The following is a 20421-nucleotide window of genomic DNA, read 5'->3' as shown; positions in this document are numbered from 1 at the left end:
GGTATCGGGAACCGGTAAGCCTCAACCCAGCCAGCCGTTGCAGTATGCCTGCACACCAAGAAACGCGCCGATGGCTGCGCCAATGAGCGCCGCGATAACCTGCGCTTTGGAAAAAACGCGCAGATTTCCACCGCAGAGTACATCAGTCAGCCGGTGAAAGTGAAATTTTGTCATACGCGTTCCTCCTCCCGTGCAAACAGCGTGCCAACCGGTCTGCCGTCCACAATGTCATACAGGATATCGTCCTTGTCGCCGTTGGCCACCAGCATGGGAATGCCGGCATCCATGCACAATTCGGCGGCGGTGATTTTGGTGGCCATGCCGCCCGTGCCGTGTGCCGAGCCTGCGCCGCCCGCCATGCGGCGGATTTTTGCATCGATTTTGGCCACGTGTCCGATGAGTTTGGCCTGTGGGTTTTTGCGCGGGTCAGAATCATACAGCCCGTCGATGTCCGAGAAGATGACCAAAAGGTCTGCGTCGCACATGCGCGCAACCACAGCGGACAGGGTGTCGTTGTCACCGAAGTTTTCGATGTGCTTGAGCTCCGCGGTGGCGACTGTGTCATTTTCGTTGACAATCGGTACAACGCCCGTGCGCATGAGCGCGGTGAAGGTGTTGTGAATGTTTTCGCGCTGGTCGTCGTCGATGATGTTTTCGCGCGTGAGCAGAATCTGCGCGACGTTGATGCCGTATTCGAGGAACATTTTGTCGTAAATATGCATCAGCTCGCACTGGCCGACCGCGGCGGCGGCCTGCTTCATCGCAAGCTCGCGGGGCCGCCCGCCAAGCCCCAGCTTGGCAGCGCCCACGCCCACCGCGCCTGAGGAGACGAGCACCATGTCGAACCCGCGGTTTTGCAGGTCGCTGATGGTGCGTACCAGCCGTTCAATGCGGCGGATATTGAGCTTTCCGTTTTCGTATGTCAGCGTCGAGGTACCCACCTTGACCACGATGCGGCGGACCTCGTTGATATGCAGCATAAATCTCACCTGATGTCTGTCCGGCGTCTTATCCGGACGGAATAATTCATTTTTATTTTAGCACAGTGCAGCGTATCACACAAGGCAAACAAAAATCTTTTACAAATTTATGCACCGGTATCGTTGTGTACAAAAAACGGAAAGCAGAGTGCGCATCTTTGCACAGATTTTTTGTTCCAAAAGGGAATGGGTTGTGGTATACTATATTTTATCAAATTATGCCTTTTGAGCGACTATTTTGCGAAAGGAAGGATTTGCATGGCAAACCGTGTAACCATACAGATTGCAGGACAGCAGTACACCATGCTGGCGGATGAATCTGTAGAATATATGAATGAGGTGGCGGATCTGGCGCAGCAGACCATCGCGCAGTGCGGCGGTTCAGCGTCGTTTGCGTCCACGCGGGCGCTGGCGTTGGCAACGGTCAACCTTGCTGACGAGTATATCAAGGCCAAGACGGCTGCCGAGGCTGCCGAAGCCAAGTGCCGCGCGCTCGAAGCGGAAAACACTGCGCTGCGGCAGCAGGTCAATCGCAACAGCACGAGCCATCCGGGGAATCGTCATAAATGAGTAAGATAGAATTGCTTGCGCCTGCCGGTTCGCCGGAGGGGGTGCGCGCGGCTGTGCAGTCGGGTGCGGGCGCGGTGTATATGGGCTTTGGTACGTTCAATGCGCGTCGTAATGCACAGGGCTTTTCGGCCGACGAGATGGCTGACGCTATTGCTTACTGCCGCGCACGAGGGGTTAAAACCAATATCACGCTGAATATCCTTGCAGGCGACCGCGAACTGGACACCGCGCTGCATGACGCAAAGTTTTTGTACGAGGCAGGTGCGGATGCGCTCATTGTGCAGGATTTGGGACTGGCGCGCCTGATTCATGCGCACGCGCCGGATTTTGCGCTGCACGCCTCCACACAGATGACCATTCATACGCTTGACGGCGCAAAACAGGCGCGTGACCTTGGCTTTTCGCGCGTGGTGCTCAGTCGTGAGTGCACGCGGGACGAGGTGCGCCTGATTACCGAGCAGGCAGGCGTCGAAACCGAGGTATTTGTGCACGGCGCGCTGTGCATGTGCTATTCGGGACAGTGCTACCTGTCCGCGGTCATCGGGCAGCGCTCGGGCAACCGCGGCTTGTGCGCGCAGCCCTGCCGCCTGCCGTATAACGGGGGTTATCCGCTCTCGCTCAAGGATTTGGCGCTGGCGGGTCATGTGGCGGAGCTTGCCGACCTTGGCGTGTCCTCGCTCAAGATTGAAGGCCGTATGAAGCGGCCGGAATACACCGCAATCGTTACGAAGATTTACGCTGATTTGCTGCGCGAACATCGGAACCCGACACCGGAGGAGCGCGACACGCTGCGGCGCGTCTTTTCGCGCGACGGATTTACCGACGGTTACTACACCGGGAAAAAGGGCGATGCGATGTTCGGCACCAAGACCGATGTGCCGCTGCATGAGGTGCAGTCGCTGTACGACGAGGCAGCGCATCGTTTTGCCGAGGGAAAAGAAGCACCGCTTGTGCCGGTTTCGCTGTGCTTTACCGCACGCGAGGACACGGGCGCGGTGCTCAGCGCGGACGGGGTTTCGTCTGCCGCAGCCGTCGAGCGGGCGCGTACCCGCCCGACCACACCGGAAATGGTGGAAAAATCTCTGCGTAAGACGGGCGGTACGCCATTTTATATCAAAAACTTACGCATTGAGATGGAGGACGGCTTGGCGTTGCCTGCATCTACCGTCAACGCGATGCGGCGCGATGCGCTCGCACTGCTGCTGGCCAAACGCGCGGCCCCGCCGTCGCGGGACTGGCTGGAAGGCCCGCTGCTTGCGCGTGACGATGACAGCCGCCCGCGCACCGGTTTTTGCGGGTATACCGCGTCTGTCCGGACCAAAGCGCAGGCGGACGCGCTGCGTGACTTGGGACTGGAAACCATCTATGTGCCGCTGGATGTTGCAGCGCAGACCGGTCTGCCTGCCGTACTGCCGCGCATCTTTTCGGATGCGGAGCAGCCCGAAATTGAAATGCTGCTGGGCGAGGCGATGAGCCGTGGCACGAAAACCGTGTTGGCGGGCAATCTCGGCCATATCGCGCTGGCGCGGCGTCTTGGCTTTGCCGTGCATGGCGACTTTGGCTTGAATGCATTCAACAGCAAAACGCTGTATGCACTGGCTGAAATGGGCGTGCAGCGGCAGACGCTGTCGTTTGAGGCGCGGCTGGCGCAGATTCGAGACATGCGCGGACCACTGGAAACCGAAATGATTGTTTACGGCCATCTGCCGCTGATGATTTTTGAAAACTGTGCGATTCGCCGTCAGCACGGCGGTAAGTGCAGCTGCGAAAACGGCGTCACTTATCTGACCGACCGCCGAGGTGAGCGCTTTGCGCTGCTGCCTGAATACGGCTGCCGCAATACGCTGCTGGGCAACTGGGCGCTTTGCCTGCGCGAGGATGTGCGGCCGCTCGGAGTACAGACTGCGCGGCTGCTGTTTACGATTGAAACGCCCGAAGAGTGTGCACGCATTACCTGCGCGTTTCTGGAAGGCAACCCCATGGAGGGGGAATTCACCAACGGACTGTACAAAAGAGGAGTCGAATAATGCAAATCGTTCTGGCGTCCGCATCGCCGCGCAGGCGTGAGCTGCTGGCGCTGATTACCGAGAATTTTACCGTCTGTCCGGCGGATGCAGATGAAACGCTGCGTCCCGGCGCGCCGCTGGAAGAGGAGGTTGTGCGTCTGTCGCAGCTCAAAGCGCAGGCAGCGCAACAGCTGCATCCGGATGCGGTGTGCATCGGGTCGGACACGATGGTCACGATAGACGGCCTGCCGCTGGGCAAGCCTGCGGATGAGGCACAGGCAGCGGATATGCTGCGCCGCTTGCGTGGGCGCACCCATGAGGTGCTGACCGGGCTGGCCGTGCTGCCGCCTGCGGGAGAGGCACGCACGTTGTGCACTCGCACGCGGGTGACCTTCCGCGCGTTCGATGAGGATGAGCTTGCCGCCTATCTTGCCACGGGCGAACCGCTGGATAAGGCGGGCGCCTATGGCATACAGGGGCACGGCGCGCTGCTCATCGAAGGAATCGAGGGCGATTATTACAGCGTGATGGGCCTGCCGGTGGCTGGACTGCATGTGATTCTGCGGGAAATGACGCAGGAAATGTGCTGAAATCGGCGCGTTTTGGAATATTGAAAGGAGTTTAGAGCTTTTGCGAAGACGTAACAGAGTGGGGTCGCGTTTTGTGGTCGGCGTGGTGATTGTGATTGTGCTGTGCATCCTGTCCGCGCTGTACAGCGGCGTGACCGGCAAACCGTCTCCGGTGACCCGTTTGGTCAGCTTTGTGACCACGCCTGTCCAGCGGCTGGCTTCCGGTGTGACCGGTGCGCTGGGGAAGGGCTTTGGATACTTCACCGAATTTGATGACCTGAAAGCAGAAAACGAGGAACTGAAAAAGCAGATTCGCGATATGGAGCAGACTGTGCGCGATGCGGAGCTGGCGATTGAGGAAAACAACCAGCTGCGTGCCGCGGCGGGTCAGCCCGAACGCACGCGCGAGTTGACGACTATTAACGCCGAGGTTATTGCCCGCAATCCGGGCGACTGGGCGATGACGCTGAGCTTGGACAAGGGTTCTTCCCACGGCGTGGAAGTGGGCGATTTGGTTACCACGGTGGACGGTATGGTGGGATACGTCAGCGAGGTGTATTCCAACACTTGTGAGGTTACGACCGTAATCGATGTTGAGATGCAATGCGGCGCCCTGATCACCCGCACCCGCGAAACCGCTATTGCCGAGGGCAATTATGACCTGATGGCGGAAGGAAATCTGCGGCTGAGCTACCTGACCGAGGATTCGAGCGTTGTCATTGGCGATACGGTGGAGACCTCCGGCCGCGGCGGTTTGTTCCCCAAGGGCGTGATGATTGGCACGGTCGAGAGTGTGCTGCCCGAGGAAAACGGCATTTCCTATTATGCGGTCATCAAGCCTTTTGCGAATGTGGATACGGTATCGAGCGTTTCCATTGTCACCGACTTTACGGATACTACGGAGTGAGTACATGCAGAGAGAACAATTATCCATCCCGAAGGTCGTGCTGTACATCCTGTTTGCACTGCTGATTTATGTGCTACAGACCAGTTTGTTCGGCACATGGTCCATTCGCGGCTATCACCTGGATCTGCTGCCCGCGCTTGTGGCCGCGGCTGCGCTGCTGGATGGTCCGGTGGAAGGCGTGATTATCGGTATCACGGTAGGCCTGTTTTATGATTTGGGCTTTATCGGCATTGACGGCCTGTATCCGCTGTTTTTCCTGATATTCGGTTTTATTGCGGGTGAGATGAGTCGTCTGACGCTCAGCGGAAGCTACGTATCGATGGTGCTCATGACGGCGTTTGAAATGATCGTGCTGGGACTGCTGCGGTATTTTGCCTATCTGCTGCCGCAGGCCGGTGCATCCTTTGGCCTGGTTCTGCGTCAGATTATCGGCGGGACCCTGCTGGCCTGCCTGTTTTGCTTTATCGTATACTGGCCGATGCAGAAAATCAGCCGTAAATTCGCCAACCGATGAGAAGCGAAAAGAGGAACCCCTATGGTAAATAAAACACAACTGCTGCGCCGTCTGCTGGTATTGGGCTGTCTGCTGCTGCTTTGCGTGGGACTCGCGGGCGGGCAGTTGCTTCAGCTGCAGCTGATTAACGGAGAAAGCTATGTGCGTCGTTCGGCGAGCTTCTTGACGACAACGTCCACCGTATCGGCTGCGCGCGGCGAAATCCTGGACCGCTATGGTCGGGCAATGGTGACCAACCAGACCGGTTTTTCCCTAGTGCTGATCTATTCCTCCTTTTGGGAGGACAAGGAAGACCGCTTTGAGGTCTTGCTGGACTTGGCTAATCGGGTTAAGGCGGACGGAACTGCGGCCGCAGCCGCGAACACAGATGGCGGCGGTGAGACCGGGGACGGCACCGAAACCAATACGGATACAACGGAAGAAACAAGCGCTGCGGTGCTCAATGATGTAATACCTATTACAGATACTGCACCGTATGAATATGTCGGCGCAGAGGGAGATTCCGAGCGCAAAGCGTTGTCTGATTATATTAAGCAAAGTGCGGATACGCTTGGCCTAAAGGCCGTGCAGGATGCCAAAGCGGCTGCAAATACAGCGAATGAGGAAAACCCGCAGTATGATGCGGACGGCAATAAAATCGATCAGGTGTCGCAGATTGATGCGACCACACTGGTATCTGCCTCCGAGTTTATCAGCGCTATGCGCACCTATATGGAGAATAATCTGGGGATGCAGACCGGGTTGTCCGATGCGGATGCGCGCACACTGGTCGGCCTGTATTACAGCATGCGGCGTGTTGGCTTTAACAATAACGCGACCTTTACGCTGGCGGATAATGTTTCCATGGATTTGATTGCCTATATCAAGGAGCACCACCAGCAATATACCGGTGTTGATGTGCAGAGCGAAGCCATCCGCAAGTATGACACGACGTATGCTGCGCATTTGTTGGGAACAGTTGGCCCGATGTTCACAGAGGAATGGACGGGCACGAAAAACGGTGGTCCGTATCAGAATAAGGCGGGCTATACCATGAATGACACCATCGGCAAAAGCGGATTAGAGTCTGCGCTGGAGTCCTATCTGCACGGCACAGCTGGATCGCGCACGGTGGAAACTGATTTGGGCGGCGACAGCATAACCGATCATGCCAATTCGTATGCGCCGCAACCGGGCGACAATGTCATCACTACCATTGATCTGGAATTGCAGGAAGTCGCAGAAAAGTCGCTGGCAAATTACCTTTCCGACTATCAGCGCGGCGGCGCGGCAGTTGCGCTCGACCCGGATACGGGTGAGGTGCTGGTTATGGCGTCCTACCCGACCTATAATCTGGAGAATTACAACAAGGATTACGACCAGATTTCCAGTGATTCGAGAAGTCCGGAGTTGAACCGTGCCACGCTGGGTTTGTATCCGCCTGGTTCGACCTTTAAGGTGCTGACAGCGATTGCGGCACTTGAGGAAGGGATTATTGACGCCAACACCACGTATGTTTGCGACGGCAAGTTCGAATATGGCGGTGTGACATTTCCCTGTAACAACCACGATCAGCCCATGACGTTGGACGTAACACAGGCCATCAAATATTCCTGCAACGTATTTTTCTACAATGTTGGTCAGCAGCTCACCGGCGCGCATCTGGAAAACTGGTGCGATAAATTCGGTTTGGGCAATGTGACCGGCGTAGAGATTGCAGAATATGCCGGTCAGGCGGCCGGCCCGACCGAGCGTGAGGCAAATCGCAAAAACGACCCCACGCTGCGCGAGTGGCAGGGCGGCGACGATGTTAACGCTGCGATTGGTCAGTCTGATAATTTGTTTACCCCGTTGCAGCTGGCAAACTATATGGCGGCGGTGGTCAACGGCGGTACGCTGTATCAGCCGACGATGGTCAAGAGCATCAAAACCTATGATTATTCCGATGTGGTCGAGGAAGAGCAGCCGAAGGTCATCGATACCATTGAGTTTTCGGATGCAACGCGCGATTTGGTGATGAAGGGCATGAGCGAGGTTACTGCCGAGGGCGGTACCGCAGCGACTACCTTTGCCGATTATCCGATTAAGGTCGGCGGCAAAACCGGTTCTGCCGAAATGACCGAAAGGAAGAACGGCGTTGAGACCAACTACACCAATGGCTTGTTTGTCGCTTTTGCACCGTTTGACGACCCGGAAATTGTTGTTTGCGTGGTTGGTGAAGGTGCGGGACATGGTTCCGCGGTTGCGCCGATTGTGCGGGATATCCTTGACGCGTACTTCGCGGAGGAGGAGCCGGATACGGTGGAGTCGGTGCAGAGCGAAAACACCATGGTTCCCTGACGGAATGTTTCAGCGCAATAAAAACTTTGCACAAATGCTTGTAAATTGACGGTTGGTAGTTTATAATACAATATATAAGTTTTTCTATTTCGGAGGCGGTATGTTGAAGGTGATTCTGGTTGCGTCCGGTAAGGGCGGCACAGGGAAAACCTCCTTTACGGCGGGCGTGGGCGCTGCGTTGGCGCAGATTGGCCACCGCGTGCTCCTGATCGACGGCGACTGCGGCCTTCGGAATCTGGATATCGTGCTGGGCATGTCGGACAGGGTAGTTTACTCCTTTGCAGATGTGGCGGGCGGCGCTGTGCCGCTCGGAGACGCCATGGCGCGGCATCCGGAGTATCAGAGCCTGTACTTACTGACAGCGCCGGTGGCACTGCCTGCGCTCAGCGAGCGTGGCATGGAGCAGCTGGCCGTACAGGCGGAGGAAGCTGCGTTTGATTACCTGCTGATAGACGGTCCTGCCGGACTGCCTGCGGAGCTTTCTTTTCTGGCGCATATTGCGACGCAGGCGGTTGTCGTTACGGCAACCGACCGTGCCTGCATCCGCGGGGCGGAGCGGTGTGCGCGCAAACTGGAGGAAGAATATTGTATCCAGCGCATTCGTATGGTACTCAATCGGGTGCGTCCGCAGCTCATCTGCCGCGGCAAGTCGGGCAATATCGATGACGCGATGGATGAAGCGGGTCTGCCGCTTTTGGGCGTTGTGCCGGAGGATGAGGATTTGATATCCTGCGGTAACAGCGGCAAGAGCATTTTGTCTGTTAAGCATGCGGGTGCTGCGCGCGCCTTTCAAAACATTGCGCGCCGGCTGGACGGCGAACGGGTACCGCTCATTCGTATTTAAACAGCGCAAATATAATCGCAAAGCATCTTCTCTGCAAAACATCAGCAACCAAGCAGCGTTGCTTGACGCAACAAGAGAGTGGAAACAGCATATATGTGGTACGTGGAAAGGGGATGTTTCGGAAATGAACATAGCACTTATCGCACACGACCGGAAAAAGGAGCTGATGGTTCAGTTCTGTATGGCGTATTGTGGTATTTTGGCAAAGCATGATATTTGTGCAACCGGCACAACGGGAAAATTCGTGGAAGAGGCAACTGGCCTGAAGATTGATAAGTGTCTTGCAGGCATGCAGGGCGGCGAGGAGCAGATAGCGTCCCGCGTTGCGTATAACGAAATCGACCTTGTTTTGTTTTTCCGTGATCCCATGTCCAATTCACAGTACGAGCCGGATGTGCATGCCATTGTCCGTCTGTGCGATATGCATAATATCCCGATTGCAACCAATTCCGCAACGGCCGAAATGCTCATCCTTGGTCTTGACCGCGGTGATCTGGATTGGCGTAATATCGTCAACCCCAAGAATAAAAAATAAATGACAGGAAGCAATGCACCGGATGGGCAGATGGGCCTATTCGGTGCAATCGTCTGTCTTGAGGAGAATCAAAAAGTATGGAAAAAGTGAAACCCAGAACCCTGTCCGGCTTTATGGAGCTGCTGCCCGCTCCGCAGGTGCAGATGGAGCGGATCATGCAGGTGCTGCGTGAAACCTATGCCTTGTACGGCTTTTATCCGTTGGACACGCCGCTGATTGAATCCTCCGAAGTGCTGCTTGCCAAGGGCGGTGGAGAGACGGAGAAGCAGATTTATCGCTTTACAAAAGGAGACAGCGACCTGTCGCTGCGCTTTGATCTCACGGTGCCGCTGGCAAAATATGTCGCGCAGCATTATGGCGAGCTGACTTTCCCGTTCCGTCGCTTCCAGATTGGCAAGGTGTACCGCGGTGAGCGCGCACAGCGCGGCCGTTTCCGTGAGTTTTATCAGGCGGATATCGACGTTATCGGCGATGGCAAGCTGGACATCATCAACGAAGCTGAAGTGCCCAGCATCATCTATAAAACTTTCACTTCCCTCGGCTTGGAACGTTTCAAGATTCGCATCAATAACCGCAAGGTGCTGAATGGCTTTTTTGACATCCTTGGCCTGACCGAAAAGGCGGGCGATGTGATGCGCACGATTGATAAGCTGGAAAAAATCGGCGCGGAAAAGGTAAAAGCCATTCTGGTGGATGATTTTGGTGTGGCTGCGGACACGGCAGATGAGCTGCTGGCGTTTATTGCAACACCGGGCGGTACGCAGGGGATTCTTGCAGCGCTGGAAGGCTATAAGGGCAAAAACGATGTATTCGATCAGGGGGCGGACGAACTCAAAACGGTCGCACAGTATATGACCGCTTTTGGTGTGCCGGACGATCACTTCGAAATCGATCTGACGATTGCGCGCGGTCTGGATTATTACACCGGCACAGTATATGAGACGGCGATGCTGGATCATCCGGAGATTGGCTCCATCTGTTCGGGCGGCCGGTATGATAACCTTGCAGAGTATTATACCGATAAGCAGCTGCCGGGTGTCGGCATTTCGATTGGTCTGACTCGTCTGTTCTATGTGCTGGGAGAGCAGGGCTATCTGAATGACAGACAGAATTGCGCGCCTGCCGATGTGCTCATCCTGCCGATGACGGACGATATGGGGGCGGCCATTACGCTCGCGACCAGCCTGCGTGAGGCAGGTATCCGCACGCAGCTTTATAGTGAGCAGAAGAAGTTTAAGCATAAGATTGGCTATGCCGACAAGTTGGGTATCCCGTATGTCATCTTCCTCGGTGAGGATGAGATTCAGGAAAACGTTGTTACAGTCAAGGATATGGACTCCGGCGAGCAAGTTAAGGTGTCACTTGCCGATGCGATTACCCGCATCCGGGACGGCCTTGCGGCCAAAAATCAGGGCAAGGTCATCTGTGATAAGTGAATAGTATTTGAAAAATCATAAATGAGGACTGATACACATGAATAACACATCGATTGCGGGCATGAAGCGCACGCATATGTGCGGCGACCTGCGCCTTTCCGACGCGGGCCAGACGGTCACGATCAACGGCTGGGTGGACCGTGTGCGCGATAACGGCGGCGTACTGTTCCTGCTGGTGCGTGACCGCGCGGGCATCGTGCAGTGCACGTTCGATAAGTCGGTCAACGCCGGGCTGTTCAATATTGCGTTTACCTGCCGCACGGAGTTTGTCGTTGCGGTGCGCGGCAAGCTGGTTGCGCGCGACGAGGCCGCCATCAACAAAAAGATGCCGACCGGTGAGGTCGAAATCATTGCCGAGGACATCCGCATCCTGTCCAAGGCGGAGACCACGCCGTTTGAGATTGACGATACCAAGGAGGTCGGCGATCAGGTGCGCCTGAAGTACCGCTACCTCGATCTGCGTCGTCCTTCCATGCAGAAGAATCTGATGCTGCGCCATCGTGTGACCCAGGTGGCTCGCAATTATTTTGACGAGCAAGGCTTCATCGAGATTGAAACCCCGATGCTCACCAAGTCCACGCCCGAGGGCGCGCGAGATTACCTTGTGCCGTCCCGTGTGCATCCGGGCAAGTTCTATGCGCTGCCGCAGTCTCCGCAGCAGTATAAGCAGCTCCTGATGCTGTCGGGTATGGACCGTTATATCCAGATCACCCGCTGTTTCCGCGACGAGGATCTGCGTGCCGACCGTCAGCCTGAGTTTACCCAAATCGACCTCGAGATGAGCTTTGTCGAGCAGGATGATGTTATCGCGGTCAATGAGGGCTTCCTAAAGCGGGTGTTTAAGGAAGTGCTGGATATTGATATTCAGCTGCCGCTGCCGCGCCTGACCTGGCGCGAGGCAATGGACCGCTTCGGTTCGGATAAGCCGGATACCCGCTTTGGCTTTGAGATCAAGGATATCTCGGATATTGCGGCAAACTGCGGCTTCGGTGTGTTTAAGGGCGCAGTTGAGGCCGGCGGCACCGTACGGCTGATTAACATCAACGGCTATGCCGACAAGTTCCCGCGCAAGGAAATTGACAAGCTGGCAGATTTCGTCAAGACCTATCGTGCAAAGGGCCTTGCGTGGATGAAGGTTGCCGCAGACGGTTCGATGACCTCGTCCTTTGCCAAGTTCCTGACCGAGGAAGAAATCGCAGCCATCAAGGAGCGCGCGGACATGCATGAGAATGACGTGCTGTTTGTGGTTGCAGACGCCTCCGAGGAAACGGCGCTCGTTTCGCTGGGTGCGCTGCGCTGCGAGTTGGCAAAGCGTCTGGGCCTTGCCAAGAAGGATGACTTCAAGCTCCTGTGGGTCACTGAGTTCCCGCAGTTTGAGTACAGCGAGGAAGAGGACCGTCTGGTTGCCAAGCATCATCCCTTTACCGCGCCGATGGACGAGGACATTCCGCTGCTGGATACCGATCCGGCCAAGGTGCGCGCCAAGGCGTATGATATCATCCTCAACGGCTGCGAGTTGGGCGGAGGTTCAATTCGTATTCATGACCCGGAACTGCAGACCAAGATGTTCGAGGCACTCGGCTTTACAGAGGAGCGTGCCAAGGAGCAGTTCGGACACCTGATCACGGCGTTCTCGTATGGTGCGCCCCCGCACGGCGGCCTTGCCTATGGCTTGGATCGTCTGTGCATGCTGCTGGCAGGACTGGACTCCATCCGTGACGTGATTGCTTTCCCCAAGGTGCAGAATGCGTCCGATTTGATGATGAGCTGTCCGGATACGGTGGATCCCAAGCAGTTGGACGATTTGTCCATTGCCGTCACTCGTGTCGAGAGCGAACCGGAAGCATAACAGCAGAAGAAACAAAGCCGCTGCGGCAGGCCCGTAGCGGCTTTTCTACTTTTCAGAAGGAGAAAAGCAAACGTGCGCCCCAAATGTAAAGAACAAGCAAAAGGCAGGATAATTTTAGGTCATATCGTTAATACAGTGCTGGCGGTGCTGCTCATTTATGCAGCGGTGTATCTGCTCTGCAAGGGTACGATTTTTTACCGTCCGGAAAGTCAGAAGCCGTTGGGGGTTCTAGCGGTGTTGCCGCTGCTGCTTCGTCCTCGCAGACGGGCAACAGTATTTGAACTGGCCGTACATGACGTTCTGGTGTTGCTGGCAGCCAGTTCGTTTGCGCTGTTGCTGACCGAGTATGTGGTCAAGGGCGGTATTCTGGTGGGGAATACGGCGATTTGGCAGGGGTATCTTGCTCATGCAGCCGTGTTTGGGCTTGTCTATGTGTTTGTCGGTAATATTCGCTGGACGACTAATATCGGCATGGGATTGACGTTGTTATATGCGCTCATTGACCATTATGTGACAGTATTTCGCGGCACGCCGGTGCTGCTGAGTGATATTTTTGCCATTGGCACCGCCAAAAATGTCGCAGCGAACTATTCGGTGCCGATGGAGCTTTCCGTACTGCAGACTGTGGGGATTGCTGTGCTGTTTTGCGTTGCCGTCTGGCGGATGCGCCGTGTGGCGACACCAAGGCGCTGGCAGTTTATCACGGCCTCGTTGCTGCTTTGCTGCTGGCTGTATGGCTTACAGCTTGCGGGCAGTAGCTTTGGCTTTTGGCAGGGCAATCTGGAATACAGCGAGTGGTACTATTTCTGCCGGACGGCGGGCAATGCCATTGTAGAGCAGCCGGCAGGGTATTCTGCTGAGGCATTGACGCAAATTACCGAGGAATATGATGGAGTACAGGAAGAAATCCGCCCGAATATCATCATGATTATGAATGAATCCTTTGCGGATTTGCATGATGTAGGGGAGTTTGAGACAAACGAAGATTATCTGCCGTTTTTGCATTCGCTGAAAGGGCAGGAGAATACGATTACCGGGGATTTGCTGGTGTCTGTCTTCGGCGGCGGCACGGCGGCGACCGAGTTTGAAGTGCTGACGGGGGACACGATGGCATTCTTGCCGTACGGCTGCTCACCGTATCAGATGTACGTCAAGCGGGCGACGCCGGGGTTGGTATCCGGTTTATCTGAGCAAGGTTATCAAACGGTATCGCTGCATCCGTATCGTGCAACTTCGTGGAACCGACAGCAGGTATATGAACGGTTTGGCTTTGATACACAGTTGTATGAGGATGCTTTTGGGGCAGATGCCGAACGGGTACGCAGTTTTATCAGCGATAGCGAGGATTATCGTAAAATCTTTGAGGTATTCGAAAGCAAGCAGCCGGATACACCGCTGTTCCTGTTCAATGTAACCACGCAGAATCACGGCGGCTATGTGCCGAATGAGAGCGATAACTTCGAGCAGACCATCCATTTGACAGGAGAATATGCGGGGAAATATCCTGAGGTAGACGAATATTTGTCGCTGGTAAAGCGCAGCGATGCGGCGATTGAAGAACTGATTGCTTACTTTTCTGCGGTAGATGAGCCAACGGCTATCATCTTTTTTGGTGATCATCAGCCGAATTTGCCGAGCGCGTTTTATGAAGAACTAATGGAAACTCCGAATGAGGAGCAGAGCACCGAAGAAAAGCAGAAGAAAAAGCTTGCTTCGTTTTTTATCTGGGCCAATTATGACATTGAAGAACAGCAGGATGTGCAAATCAGCGCCAATTACTTAACCGCTTTTGCGTTGGATGCGTTGGGCTGTACGACATCCGGATATGATGCACTTCGCTTGGCAGCGCGAGAGCAGATACCGCGCATCAATAATGCTGGCTATTACTTACCGGACGGGAGCTGGTTTGCGATGGAAAATGTTGAGTCAGATACGTTGCTGGCTGATTACCAGATGGCGCAGTATGCGCATCTGTTTGATGAGAAAAAGCGAGACGATGCATGGTATGAGCCATGAGGTCAAAAGCGCTCCGCGCCATTGGCGCGAAGCGCTTTTGACACTTTTTTGTGAAAAATAAACAATATATTTTGGGTACAAAAATGGTGAAGAAATGAGCAATTTATTGTCATAATAAAAAATAATTAGTGCGAATTCGACAAAAACGAGAAATAGATTATGTGCAATTAAACAAAGTACTAAAAACGGCTCAAAAATGTTTTGCCAATATAGGAATATGGTGCTAAAATGAATGACGGGAAATGAGGCGCGGCTATCGTGCACGTCAGGATCTTCAGTGAAAACTGGTGATCTGTTTTTTTTGGGCGCTTGCGTGCGCGCGCCCGCAAAACAGCTGCTTCGCATTACTGGGGAGTATGTGAAGCGGAATGCCTCTGAACCGGGAAAGAAAGAAAAACAAGAAGGGGAGAAAAACATGCAGTTTTTTAATTCCTTGGCGTTCACCGCGATTTCCTTTGTGGCATTCACGGCGCTCGTCGCAGTTATCTCGTGGTGGAAAACCCGCGGCGATAATTTGGATACGCAGGACGGCTATTATCTGGCCGGTCGAGGCTTAACCGGTCCGGTTATTGCAGGTTCTCTGCTGATGACCAACCTGTCCGCTGAGCAGCTGGTCGGCAACAACGGTCAGGCGGTTCGCGTTGGTATGAGTACGATGGGCTGGGAGGTTACCTCTGCTATCGCGCTGGTTATTTTGGCCTTCGTGCTGATGCCGAAATACCTCAAAACCGGTTTGACTACCATTCCGCAGTTCTTTGAGCAGCGCTATGATGCCGGCACACGTCGCTTGGTTTCGATTATCGTGCTGCTGAGTTATGTTGTCATCATGCTGCCGAACATCCTGTATGCCGGTGCGCAGGTGTTTGTGAACATCTTCGGTCTGGATAAAATGCTCGGCATTTCGGATTTTGCAGCTATCGCCATCGTGTGTGTGGCTACTGCGATCGTCGGTTCGATTTACGCGATTTTCGGAGGCCTGAAGGCAATTGCCTTGTCTGACTCCATCAACGGCTTGGGCCTGATTGTCGGCGGCCTGCTGGTGCCGGTGTTCGGCTTCATGTTCCTGTCCGGACAGTTGGGCGGCGACGGCAGCTTTATGGATGGCTTTGACAAGTTCCTGCATACCGACCCGGCGTATCTGAACGCGATTAACGAGGCAAATTCTCCCGAGCCGTGGCTCCCGTGGCCGCTGCTGCTGACCGGTCTGCTGGTCAATAACATGTACTACTGGGCAACCAACCAGTCCATCATCCAGCGTGCTTTCGGCGCAAAGAACCTGAAGGAAGCACAGAAGGGTGCGGTATTCGCGGGCTTCCTCAAAATCATGACTCCGCTGATTATCGTTGTGCCGGGCGTTATCTGTGCGCTGGCATATCCCGGTCAGGACTGGGGCAGCGGTGACTCGGCCTATCCGATGCTGGTTGCGCAGGTTATGCCCAAGCCGGTGCTTGGTTTCTTCGCGGCTGTTATGTTCGGTGCGATTCTCTCGTCCTTTAACTCGGTGCTTAACTCCGCATCCACCATTTATGCGCTGGATATTCATCGTCCGATTTTCAATCCGACTGCATCCGATGCACATATGGTAAAGGTCGGCCAGAATTTTGGCACAATTGTTGCAATCGTATCTACCATCATGAGCCCGTTCATGCTGTATATGGGCGGTATCACGAGCTTTGTAAACTCGGCGTTTGCTGCGTTTAATACCCCGATTTTTGTCTGCCTGCTGTGCGGTTTCTTCTGGAAGAAGGTACCCGCCATCGCAGCGAAAATCGTTATTCCGGTTCATGTGGTGCTGTATTTCACCTTGCAGTTCGGTCTGCGCAATGTTATTCCGTGGCTGAAGGATATCCACTATCTGTACTTTACTGCGATTCTGTTCGTGTTCGATATGCTGCTGATGTGGATTATCGTCAAGAAGAATCCGCGTCCGGAAGACTTTATCCTGCATGACGCCAAGGCGGTTGATATGACGCCGTGGAAGAATGGCAAGGTTTGGGCGACGGTTACGCTGCTCATCATGGTTATCGCGTACGTCATCTTTTCTCCTCTTGGTTTTGGCAAGAGTGAGACCTCTACCTTTGAACGCTATCAGGCGAATCAGGCATCGACCTCGGTTACCGAGACGGTGCAGGAATGAAAGTTACATAAAGAAAAGGGCTGTCCCGTTTGGGACGCCCTTTTTCTTTGCACGATATGGCGGGAAAGGCTTTGCACAAGCGCTGGAATGTGGTAAAATGGTAACGATATAAAGGAGGCTTGTCAGGTATGAAGGAATTATACAAAGGCTTGGGCCATGTCGCAATCTATACTGCTGATATGGAAGAAAGCATTGCGTTTTATGAGAAGATTGGCGGCAGCGTTTATAAGCGGGACAGTGTACAGGTGCCGGAGGGAGAAAAGAAACTCACGCTGGTGGAATTCGGAGGTTTTCTGCTCGAACTCATCGAGCCGCCGGAAGGCGAACTGGTGCCCGCGGGAGAGGGCAGCATTCCGCATTTTGCGGTTTATGTGGATGATTTGGACAAAGCAGCCGCTGCGATCAAGGCCGCAGGGGTAATCTCGTTTATGACACCAGAGAAAAAGGTGATGCCGGAGACCTTCGGTGGACTGCAGAACTGGTTTTTTACCGGCCCGTCCGGCGAACAGATTGAGCTGCTGCAAATGCTTTGAGTGGGCAGCTGATTCTCTATAAGACATGCCATAATGGAAGAGCGCCTTCGGGGAATTCCCCGAAGGCGCTCTTTATTGAGAGTAAGAGAGAGATCAATAGTGACGAGCTTCGTACAGATGCTCTTCGATTGCCTTGCGCGCAGCCTGGACTTCCGGCTTGGTGGAAACTTCCGCTACGCCGACGCGCCACCAGTTCTCATAACCGGCAGACATCGTCTTGGGCAGAACCTTCATATCAATAACAGTGGAAACGGTCTGCTTCTTGGCATCTTCAATGGCAGCTTTCAGCTCATCCATCGTCTTGACGGTGTAGGTCTTGCAGCCGTATGCTGCACCAATTGCCGCATAGTCAATCTGGATGACCTTGCCCTTATGGATGCCGTTGGTCACGCCCGGCTCGAGCATGTTCTTCTCAGTGCAGATGCAGGCGTTGCCCTGACCAACTTCAAGGTTGTTGATGCAGCCGAAGGAAGCGTTATCAAACAGCATGACGTTGATCTTCTTGCCGATCTGAACGGAAGTGATCAGCTCGGAGTGCAGCATATCAAACGACCCGTCGCCGCACATTGCATAGACTTCCTTGTCCGGGCAAGCAAGTTTTGCACCCAGTGCAGAAGCAATTTCGTAACCCATGCAGGAATAGCCGTATTCCATGTGATAGGTGTTGATCTTGGAGGCACGCCACAGACCCTGCATGTCGCCCGGGAGGGAGCCGGCAGCCGCGCAGACGATGGCGTCGTCATCAATCAGATGGTTGATAGCGCCGAGTACCGCGGTCTGGCACAGCTTGCAGCCGGTATCCTCGATGTACTTTTCAACACACTGACGGTTTGCGTCGTTGATTTCCGGAACAAAGGAATCCTTGTCGGTGTAGACGCAGTTGTCCAGACGCTCTACTTCGGTGAACCACTCCTTGCGCAGTGCGGCAACTTCTTCCGCATAAGCCGCATCGGTGTGGTAGCCGATCTTCTTAAGCTCTTCGCCGATGGCGGTCAGCGCCTCGTTGGCGTCCGCCACAACCGGGGTAGCGTCCATCTTGTATGCCTGGAACTCGGACGGATTGATGTTGACAAACTTGGCATCCGTACGGTACAGCCACTTGGAAGCGGTGGTGAAATCGGTGTAGCGGGTGCCGACGCCGATGACAACGTCTGCTTCACGAGCCAGCTTGTTGGCTGCGATGCCGCCGGTGGTGCCAAGACCACCGAGGTTCAGCTCGTGGGTCCACTCTACCGCGCTCTTGCCTGCCTGCGTCTCGCCGAACGCAATGCCGAAGTCCTCTGCGAACTTCTTGAACACCTTGTGTGCTTCTGCATAGCGAACGCCGCCGCCGCAGATAAGGAGCGGCTTCTTGGCGGTCTTGATGACCTCGACAGCCTTCTCCAGTGCGTACTTGGTGATCGGACGGCGGTCGATGCGCCATACGCGCTTCTTGAAGAAATCAACCGGATAGTCATAGGCTTCCGCCTGTACGTCCTGCGGCAGAGAGATTGCAACCGCACCGGTGTTGGCGGTATCGGTCAGCACGCGCATCGCGGAAATCATGTCGGTCATGACCTGCTCCGGACGGTTGATGCGGCCCCAGTACTTGGTGACGGCCTGGAATGCGTCGTGCGCGGAAATGGTCAGGTTCTGCGGCTGCTCCATCTGCTGGAGAACCGGGTCAGGCTGACGGGAAGCGTAAATATCGCCCGGCAGAATGAGAACCGGGATGTTGTTGGCGGTAGCGGTCGCAGCGGCAGTTACCATGTTGCATGCGCCGGGGCCGACGGAAGAGGTTGCAGCGAAAATCTGCTTGCGGCGCATCTGCTTGGCGTAGCCCACAGCGGCCAGCGCCATGCCCTGCTCGTTCTTGCCCTGATAGACAACCATGTCCTTCAGTTCCTGCTCAACGCCGTTGGCAAAGCCGACAACGTTGCCGTGACCGGGCAGCATGAAGATGCCCTTGACAAACTTGTGCTCCTGCTCGTTGCCATCCATGTCAATGTAGCTGACATACTGGTTCTCGAGGAAGCGAACGAGTGCCTGAGAAGCGGTCAGGCGTACCGTTTCCATATGCTTCATAGGTTTATGTTCCTCCTAAAAAAGATTCTGTTTCTTCGGTCGGGATTAGGAAAGGTTCAGTTGCCGGTCGGGCAGTGCCAGATGTGATCGTTGGCATCATCCGCGAGCAGCCACAGATGCTCCTCATCATCGATGCGGGTCTTATCCCACGGATTGCCCGGCAGATGACGGATGCCCCAAGCATAGCAGCAAGAGTAGCCCGGTGCGGTAACCTGAGAGTGCATCTTGTCGGTGATGATGGCAAGGCCGTTGTGATGGGTTTCATAGATTTCGCCGTTGCCCCAGCCTGCGCCGAAGCCCATCGGCTTGTCATAGCGATAGAAGTAGCACTCCGGCTGCGGATGATGATGCGGCGGATAGCTCGACCACTTGCCCGGCAGGTTGACAACCTCGCCCAGCACCATGTTGGAGTAGGGGGCGTTGTCCAGATCGAAGCAGGTGCGCACGTCGCGCTTGATGCAGCCCATCAGCTCGCCCTGATTGCCGCGCGCCCAGGTGTCGGTGTCTTCCGGCTTATACATTTTGTTCGGGAAGGTCTTGTCGTTTAAGGTCTTCTGAATATAGATATTGCAGGGGCCGTGTGCGGTAATCTTGACCTTGGTACCCTTGCAGACATGCAGGCAGGACGGGTTGTAGTCAAACGGATTGGGACGGTCGACGTCATAGGACTGGTCATCCCATTCGAGCGTGCACTTGCCGTCAAAAACCAGAGCAGCCAGTTCCTTTTCCGGCTCCTCGAAAGAGTAGGTGTCGCCATCCTCCATTACGAGCAGGGCAACGTCCATCATGGCGTCCTTGCCGATGCCCTCGTCCAGACGGATATATTCGTTGTATCCGCGCTTGACTTGCTTATCAATGTACATAACTGTTTCCCTCCAAAAAAAGATTTTTTTGGTACAGCGTCCGGCGGTTTTGGCCGGGCGGTTGGCGGTCAGCTGTGAAAGGCTGTCCAACCTTTATTATAGCATGCGGCAGCAAATGCTTTCAACGCATTCGCTGCTGCGCGGGAACTCTTTGTCATTTAGCACAAAAACCGGATCGGTTCTTCTGTCAAATGATACAACAAAAATACGATTTTTTGATTTCGTTGTCTTGCGTTTGTTCCCGCTTGTGAGTATAATTATAGCAGATAGCGACAAAAA

Annotated in this window: 17 protein-coding genes; 13 read left to right on the top strand and 4 right to left on the bottom strand. The window is 54.7% G+C overall.

All coding sequences use genetic code 11. The features are described from left to right. Nucleotides 1-21 precede the first annotated feature (21 nt). Entirely contained in the window at nt 22-174 is a 153-nt protein-coding gene (locus ACTQ34_RS04395; protein ID WP_441362687.1) for a hypothetical protein, read from the bottom strand. Further along, the gene (gene proB, locus ACTQ34_RS04390) at nt 171-980 is read right to left on the bottom strand and encodes a glutamate 5-kinase (protein ID WP_373163545.1); all 810 of its coding nucleotides are present in this window, start codon (nt 978-980) and stop codon (nt 171-173) included. The genes ACTQ34_RS04395 and proB overlap by 4 nt, the downstream gene beginning before the upstream one ends. A 258-nt stretch (nt 981-1238) precedes the next feature. Here proB and ACTQ34_RS04385 point away from each other — a divergent pair, with 258 nt between their 5' ends. From ACTQ34_RS04385 to ACTQ34_RS04325, 13 genes are all read left to right on the top strand, one after another. Next, entirely contained in the window at nt 1239-1550 is a 312-nt protein-coding gene (locus ACTQ34_RS04385; RefSeq protein ID WP_441362686.1) for a cell division protein ZapA, read from the top strand. Further along, complete coding sequence (locus tag ACTQ34_RS04380; protein WP_441362685.1) at nt 1547-3577, top strand: DUF3656 domain-containing U32 family peptidase; 2031 nt, start codon at nt 1547-1549, stop codon at nt 3575-3577. The genes ACTQ34_RS04385 and ACTQ34_RS04380 overlap by 4 nt, the downstream gene beginning before the upstream one ends. After that, nucleotides 3577-4146 carry a Maf family protein gene (locus ACTQ34_RS04375; protein ID WP_441362684.1) on the top strand — a complete coding sequence of 190 codons (570 nt, stop codon included), beginning with the start codon at nt 3577-3579 and terminating at the stop codon, nt 4144-4146. Before ACTQ34_RS04380 ends, ACTQ34_RS04375 begins: the two co-directional genes overlap by 1 nt. 40 nt (nt 4147-4186) lie before the next feature. Continuing rightward, nucleotides 4187-5032, top strand: a complete 846-nt coding sequence (mreC, locus tag ACTQ34_RS04370) for a rod shape-determining protein MreC (RefSeq protein ID WP_373163541.1) — start codon at nt 4187-4189, stop codon at nt 5030-5032. A gap of 4 nt (nt 5033-5036) precedes the next feature. Continuing rightward, on the top strand, nt 5037-5546 hold the full coding sequence (mreD, locus tag ACTQ34_RS04365) for a rod shape-determining protein MreD (RefSeq protein WP_441362683.1): 510 nt from the start codon (nt 5037-5039) through the stop codon (nt 5544-5546). A 21-nt stretch (nt 5547-5567) separates the two neighbouring features. After that, nucleotides 5568-7865 (top strand): penicillin-binding transpeptidase domain-containing protein, encoded by a 2298-nt coding sequence (locus ACTQ34_RS04360; protein ID WP_441362682.1) that lies wholly within the window; start codon nt 5568-5570, stop codon nt 7863-7865. 100 nt (nt 7866-7965) lie between these two features. Beyond that, nucleotides 7966-8709, top strand: a complete 744-nt coding sequence (locus tag ACTQ34_RS04355) for a nucleotide-binding protein (protein WP_441362681.1) — start codon at nt 7966-7968, stop codon at nt 8707-8709. 124 nt (nt 8710-8833) lie between these two features. Continuing rightward, complete coding sequence (locus ACTQ34_RS04350; RefSeq protein ID WP_441362680.1) at nt 8834-9244, top strand: methylglyoxal synthase; 411 nt, start codon at nt 8834-8836, stop codon at nt 9242-9244. 77 nt (nt 9245-9321) lie between these two features. Beyond that, nucleotides 9322-10680, top strand: coding sequence for a histidine--tRNA ligase (gene hisS / locus ACTQ34_RS04345; RefSeq protein WP_441362679.1), 1359 nt, complete (start codon nt 9322-9324; stop codon nt 10678-10680). Between the two features lie 37 nt (nt 10681-10717). Continuing rightward, complete coding sequence (aspS, locus tag ACTQ34_RS04340; RefSeq protein ID WP_441362678.1) at nt 10718-12529, top strand: aspartate--tRNA ligase; 1812 nt, start codon at nt 10718-10720, stop codon at nt 12527-12529. 72 nt (nt 12530-12601) lie between these two features. Next, the gene (locus ACTQ34_RS04335; protein WP_441362677.1) at nt 12602-14545 is read left to right on the top strand and encodes an LTA synthase family protein; all 1944 of its coding nucleotides are present in this window, start codon (nt 12602-12604) and stop codon (nt 14543-14545) included. A 415-nt stretch (nt 14546-14960) separates the two neighbouring features. Continuing rightward, a complete protein-coding gene (locus ACTQ34_RS04330; RefSeq protein WP_441362676.1) occupies nt 14961-16682 on the top strand; it encodes a solute:sodium symporter family transporter in 1722 nt (573 codons plus the stop codon). A gap of 128 nt (nt 16683-16810) precedes the next feature. Beyond that, nucleotides 16811-17215, top strand: coding sequence for a VOC family protein (locus tag ACTQ34_RS04325; protein WP_441362675.1), 405 nt, complete (start codon nt 16811-16813; stop codon nt 17213-17215). Between the two features lie 93 nt (nt 17216-17308). Here the strand turns inward: ACTQ34_RS04325 and iolD are convergent, their stop codons facing one another. Together iolD and ACTQ34_RS04315 are read right to left on the bottom strand one after the other, a co-directional pair. Beyond that, nucleotides 17309-19270 carry a 3D-(3,5/4)-trihydroxycyclohexane-1,2-dione acylhydrolase (decyclizing) gene (gene iolD, locus ACTQ34_RS04320; protein WP_441362740.1) on the bottom strand — a complete coding sequence of 654 codons (1962 nt, stop codon included), beginning with the start codon at nt 19268-19270 and terminating at the stop codon, nt 17309-17311. 65 nt (nt 19271-19335) lie between these two features. Beyond that, complete coding sequence (locus tag ACTQ34_RS04315; RefSeq protein ID WP_441362674.1) at nt 19336-20142, bottom strand: 5-deoxy-glucuronate isomerase; 807 nt, start codon at nt 20140-20142, stop codon at nt 19336-19338. Nucleotides 20143-20421: the final 279 nt, after the last annotated feature.

It is taken from the genome of Agathobaculum sp. LCP25S3_E8 (assembly GCF_052117165.1).
Taxonomy (GTDB): domain Bacteria; phylum Bacillota; class Clostridia; order Oscillospirales; family Butyricicoccaceae; genus Agathobaculum.
Note: the sequence above shows the minus strand (reverse complement) of the source record. Positions and strands in the feature narration are given on the sequence as shown.

Excerpts from the sequence above, each read along its gene's own strand:
- ACTQ34_RS04395 (WP_441362687.1), bottom strand. The coding sequence starts at position 174 with ATGACAAAATTTCACTTTCACCGGCTGACTGATGTACTCTGCGGTGGA.
- proB (WP_373163545.1), bottom strand. The coding sequence starts at position 980 with ATGCTGCATATCAACGAGGTCCGCCGCATCGTGGTCAAGGTGGGTACC.
- ACTQ34_RS04385 (WP_441362686.1), top strand. The coding sequence starts at position 1,239 with ATGGCAAACCGTGTAACCATACAGATTGCAGGACAGCAGTACACCATG.
- ACTQ34_RS04380 (WP_441362685.1), top strand. The coding sequence starts at position 1,547 with ATGAGTAAGATAGAATTGCTTGCGCCTGCCGGTTCGCCGGAGGGGGTG.
- ACTQ34_RS04375 (WP_441362684.1), top strand. The coding sequence starts at position 3,577 with ATGCAAATCGTTCTGGCGTCCGCATCGCCGCGCAGGCGTGAGCTGCTG.
- mreD (WP_441362683.1), top strand. The coding sequence starts at position 5,037 with ATGCAGAGAGAACAATTATCCATCCCGAAGGTCGTGCTGTACATCCTG.
- ACTQ34_RS04360 (WP_441362682.1), top strand. The coding sequence starts at position 5,568 with ATGGTAAATAAAACACAACTGCTGCGCCGTCTGCTGGTATTGGGCTGT.
- ACTQ34_RS04355 (WP_441362681.1), top strand. The coding sequence starts at position 7,966 with ATGTTGAAGGTGATTCTGGTTGCGTCCGGTAAGGGCGGCACAGGGAAA.
- ACTQ34_RS04350 (WP_441362680.1), top strand. The coding sequence starts at position 8,834 with ATGAACATAGCACTTATCGCACACGACCGGAAAAAGGAGCTGATGGTT.
- hisS (WP_441362679.1), top strand. The coding sequence starts at position 9,322 with ATGGAAAAAGTGAAACCCAGAACCCTGTCCGGCTTTATGGAGCTGCTG.
- aspS (WP_441362678.1), top strand. The coding sequence starts at position 10,718 with ATGAATAACACATCGATTGCGGGCATGAAGCGCACGCATATGTGCGGC.
- ACTQ34_RS04330 (WP_441362676.1), top strand. The coding sequence starts at position 14,961 with ATGCAGTTTTTTAATTCCTTGGCGTTCACCGCGATTTCCTTTGTGGCA.
- ACTQ34_RS04325 (WP_441362675.1), top strand. The coding sequence starts at position 16,811 with ATGAAGGAATTATACAAAGGCTTGGGCCATGTCGCAATCTATACTGCT.
- iolD (WP_441362740.1), bottom strand. The coding sequence starts at position 19,270 with ATGGAAACGGTACGCCTGACCGCTTCTCAGGCACTCGTTCGCTTCCTC.
- ACTQ34_RS04315 (WP_441362674.1), bottom strand. The coding sequence starts at position 20,142 with ATGTACATTGATAAGCAAGTCAAGCGCGGATACAACGAATATATCCGT.